At 55.3% G+C, this 5,031-nt stretch carries 3 rRNA genes; all 3 read left to right on the plus strand.

The features are described from left to right. Window positions 1–153: 153 nt before the first annotated feature. A 16S ribosomal RNA gene (locus H7850_RS18025) occupies window positions 154–1,691 on the plus strand. A gap of 201 nt (window positions 1,692–1,892) precedes the next feature. After that, window positions 1,893–4,787: ribosomal RNA gene (locus H7850_RS18030) — 23S ribosomal RNA — on the plus strand. 127 nt (window positions 4,788–4,914) lie between these two features. Further along, window positions 4,915–5,030 (plus strand): 5S ribosomal RNA (gene rrf / locus H7850_RS18035). Together the 16S, 23S and 5S rRNA genes form the textbook arrangement of a ribosomal RNA operon. Window position 5,031: the final 1 nt, after the last annotated feature.

The raw sequence follows: 5,031 nt of genomic DNA on the forward strand, positions 1-5,031 counted from the left end.
CGCTCTTTAACAATTGATCAGGTAATTCATGTGGGCGCTTGTGAGCGATCGGATGCCAGTCATCTAGATCGAGGCAAGCGACTCGTCAAGAGACGTTTGACCCTTGAGCAGGATTGTTCCGCCTCCCTTATGGGGAAAGGAACGCATTGATTGAAACTGAAGAGTTTGATCATGGCTCAGATTGAACGCTGGCGGCAGGCCTAACACATGCAAGTCGAGCGGTAACGGATCCAGCTTGCTGGATGCCGACGAGCGGCGGACGGGTGAGTAATGCATAGGAATCTACCCAGTAGCGGGGGATAACCTGGGGAAACCCAGGCTAATACCGCATACGTCCTACGGGAGAAAGCGGGGGCTCTTCGGACCTCGCACTATTGGATGAGCCTATGTCGGATTAGCTGGTTGGTGAGGTAACGGCTCACCAAGGCGACGATCCGTAGCTGGTCTGAGAGGATGATCAGCCACATCGGGACTGAGACACGGCCCGAACTCCTACGGGAGGCAGCAGTGGGGAATATTGGACAATGGGCGCAAGCCTGATCCAGCCATGCCGCGTGTGTGAAGAAGGCTTTCGGGTTGTAAAGCACTTTCAGTGGGGAAGAAATCCTTGGAGTTAATAGCTTCAAGGGGCGACATCACCCACAGAAGAAGCACCGGCTAACTCCGTGCCAGCAGCCGCGGTAATACGGAGGGTGCAAGCGTTAATCGGAATTACTGGGCGTAAAGCGCGCGTAGGTGGTCGTTCACGCCGGGTGTGAAAGCCCTGGGCTCAACCTGGGAATGGCATCCGGAACGGGGCGACTAGAGTGCAGGAGAGGAAGGTAGAATTCCCGGTGTAGCGGTGAAATGCGTAGAGATCGGGAGGAATACCGGTGGCGAAGGCGGCCTTCTGGCCTGACACTGACACTGAGGTGCGAAAGCGTGGGTAGCAAACAGGATTAGATACCCTGGTAGTCCACGCCGTAAACGATGTCGACTAGCCGTTGGGAGCCTTGAGTTCTTAGTGGCGCAGTTAACGCGATAAGTCGACCGCCTGGGGAGTACGGCCGCAAGGTTAAAACTCAAATGAATTGACGGGGGCCCGCACAAGCGGTGGAGCATGTGGTTTAATTCGATGCAACGCGAAGAACCTTACCTACCCTTGACATCCAGAGGACCCGAGAGAGATCTCGGGGTGCCTTCGGGAACTCTGAGACAGGTGCTGCATGGCTGTCGTCAGCTCGTGTTGTGAAATGTTGGGTTAAGTCCCGTAACGAGCGCAACCCCTATCCTTATTTGCCAGCGATTCGGTCGGGAACTCTAAGGAGACTGCCGGTGACAAACCGGAGGAAGGTGGGGACGACGTCAAGTCATCATGGCCCTTACGGGTAGGGCTACACACGTGCTACAATGGCCGGTACAAAGGGACGCAAGACGGCGACGTGGAGCGAATCCCAGAAAGCCGGCCTCAGTCCGGATCGGAGTCTGCAACTCGACTCCGTGAAGTCGGAATCGCTAGTAATCGTGAATCAGAATGTCACGGTGAATACGTTCCCGGGCCTTGTACACACCGCCCGTCACACCATGGGAGTGGACTGCACCAGAAGTGGTTAGCCTAACTTCGGAGGGCGATCACCACGGTGTGGTTCATGACTGGGGTGAAGTCGTAACAAGGTAGCCGTAGGGGAACCTGCGGCTGGATCACCTCCTTAAACGACGCGTGTTCGATCCTTGCAAGTGCTCACATTAATTACCTGATCAGTTAGAGCTTCACTGTTCATTGATCATCGACTCGTCGATCGACTCAATGACAGCCGCTCTTTAACAACATGAATCAAGCTGACAAATGTAAAGGATACGCGAGCTGCGTATCCGGCAAAGTTGAATCGCGACCCGACCCCTTGGGGTTATATGGTCAAGCGATTAAGCGCATACGGTGGATGCCTAGGCAGCCAGAGGCGATGAAGGACGTGATAGCCTGCGAAAAGGCTCGGTGAGGTGGCAAACAACCTGTGACCCGGGCATGTCCGAATGGGGAAACCCACTCATGCAAATGAGTATCCCGACATGAATCCATAGTGTCGGGAGGCGAACCGGGGGAACTGAAACATCTAAGTACCCCGAGGAACAGAAATCAACCGAGATTCCCCCAGTAGCGGCGAGCGACCGGGGAGCAGCCCTTAAGTCAGGTGTCTGATAGGCGAACCGATTGGGAAGTCGGACCATAGCGGGTGATAGTCCCGTAGCCGAAATCCGCACCTGGTGAAAACGAGTAGGTCGGGGCACGTGAAACCTTGACTGAAGACGGGGGGACCATCCTCCAAGGCTAAATACTCCTGGCTGACCGATAGTGAACCAGTACCGTGAGGGAAAGGCGAAAAGAACCCCGGCGAGGGGAGTGAAATAGATCCTGAAACCGTATGCGTACAAGCAGTGGGAGCCGACATGTTCGGTGACCGCGTACCTTTTGTATAATGGGTCAGCGACTTATTTTCAGTGGCGAGCTTAACCGACTAGGGGAGGCGTAGGGAAACCGAGTCTTAACTGGGCGACCAGTCGCTGGGAATAGACCCGAAACCGGGCGATCTATCCATGGCCAGGGTGAAGGTTGAGTAACATCAACTGGAGGCCCGAACCCAAGTATGTTGAAAAATGCTGGGATGAGCTGTGGATCGGAGTGAAAGGCTAATCAAGCCCGGAGATAGCTGGTTCTCCTCGAAAGCTATTTAGGTAGCGCCTCACGTATCACCATCGGGGGTAGAGCACTGTTTCGGCTAGGGGCCCATCCCGGGTTACCAACCCGAGGCAAACTCCGAATACCGATGAGTGCAGCGTGGGAGACACACAGCGGGTGCTAACGTCCGTTGTGGAAAGGGAAACAACCCAGACCGTCAGCTAAGGTCCCCAAATGCTGGTTAAGTGGGAAACGATGTGGGAAGGCGAAGACAGCTAGGAGGTTGGCTTAGAAGCAGCCATCCTTTAAAGAAAGCGTAATAGCTCACTAGTCGAGTCGGCCTGCGCGGAAGATGTAACGGGGCTAAACCAGCTACCGAAGCTACGGGTGAGTCGGTATTTTCGAATACGGATTCGCGGTAGAGGAGCGTCGTGTACGCCGATGAAGGTTCATTGAGAAGTGGGCTGGAGGTATCACGAGTGCGAATGCTGACATGAGTAACGATAAGGGATGTGAAAACCATCCCCGCCGGAAGACCAAGGGTTTCTGTTCGACGTCAATCGGAGCAGAGTGAGTCGGCCCCTAAGGCGAGGCCGAAAGGCGTAGTCGATGGGAAACGGGTTAATATTCCCGTACCGGACATGATTGCGAGGGGGGGACGAAGAAGGCTAGGTGAGCCAGGCGTTGGTTGTCCTGGTGAAAGTGCGTAGGCTGAGACGACAGGCAAATCCATCGTCTCAAGGCCGAGACACGAGACGAACGGAGTACGCTCCGGAAGTCATTGATGCCCCGCTTCCAGGAAAAGCCTCTAAGCTTCAGATCATGCACGACCGTACCCCAAACCGACACAGGTGGTCAGGGTGAGAATCCTCAGGCGCTTGAGAGAACTCGGGTGAAGGAACTAGGCAAAATGGTGCCGTAACTTCGGGAGAAGGCACGCCGCTGTTATGTGAAGCCCCTCGCGGGTGGAGCAAAGAGCGGTCGAAGATACCAGGTGGCTGCAACTGTTTATTAAAAACACAGCACTCTGCTAACGCGCAAGCGGACGTATAGGGTGTGACGCCTGCCCGGTGCCGGAAGGTTAAATGATGGTGTTAGGTTCGCCGAAGCACTTGATTGAAGCCCCGGTAAACGGCGGCCGTAACTATAACGGTCCTAAGGTAGCGAAATTCCTTGTCGGGTAAGTTCCGACCTGCACGAATGGCGTAATGATGGCCACGCTGTCTCCACCCGAGACTCAGTGAAATTGAAATCGCAGTGAAGATGCTGTGTACCCGCGGCTAGACGGAAAGACCCCGTGAACCTTTACTATAGCTTCACACTGGACGCTGATGTTGCTTGTGTAGGATAGCTGGGAGGCTTGGAAGCGGTCACGCTAGTGGTCGTGGAGCCAACCTTGAAATACCAGCCTGGCATCATTGGCGTTCTAACTCAGGCCCGTAATCCGGGTCGAGGACCGTGTGTGGTGGGTAGTTTGACTGGGGCGGTCTCCTCCTAAAGAGTAACGGAGGAGCACGAAGGTACCCTCAGCACGGTTGGAAATCGTGCAGTGAGTGCAAGAGCATAAGGGTGCTTAACTGCGAGACAGACACGTCGAGCAGGTACGAAAGTAGGTTCTAGTGATCCGGTGGTTCTGTATGGAAGGGCCATCGCTCAACGGATAAAAGGTACTCCGGGGATAACAGGCTGATACCGCCCAAGAGTTCACATCGACGGCGGTGTTTGGCACCTCGATGTCGGCTCATCACATCCTGGGGCTGAAGTCGGTCCCAAGGGTATGGCTGTTCGCCATTTAAAGTGGTACGCGAGCTGGGTTTAGAACGTCGTGAGACAGTTCGGTCCCTATCTGCCGTGGGCGTTGGACGTTTGAGAAGAGCTGCTCCTAGTACGAGAGGACCGGAGTGGACGCACCGCTGGTGTTCGGGTTGTCCTGCCAAGGGCATTGCCCGGTAGCTAAGTGCGGATGGGATAACCGCTGAAAGCATCTAAGCGGGAAGCCCCCTTCAAGATGAGACGTCCCTGGAGTGTAAGCTCCCTGAAGGACCCTCGAAGACGACGAGGTTGATAGGCGGGATGTGGACGCACTGCAAGGTGTTGAGCTAACCCGTACTAATGGTCCGTGAGGCTTGACCATATAACACCCAAGGGGTTGGGGTGCGATGATGTTTGCCGGAGCCGCCAGGACGCGCGGTCGCCTTGACGTGTCAGCTTGATTCAGGTTGTTGACGCAACGGCACGAATACGCCGTTGTACCGTTTACGCCTGACGACCATAGCGAGCGGGTCCCACCTGACCCCATGCCGAACTCAGCAGTGAAACCGCTCAGCGCCGATGGTAGTGTGGGGTCTCCCCATGTGAGAGTAGGTCATCGTCAGGCA

It is taken from the genome of Halomonas sp. M20, assembly GCF_020622265.1.
Lineage (GTDB): Bacteria > Pseudomonadota > Gammaproteobacteria > Pseudomonadales > Halomonadaceae > Modicisalibacter.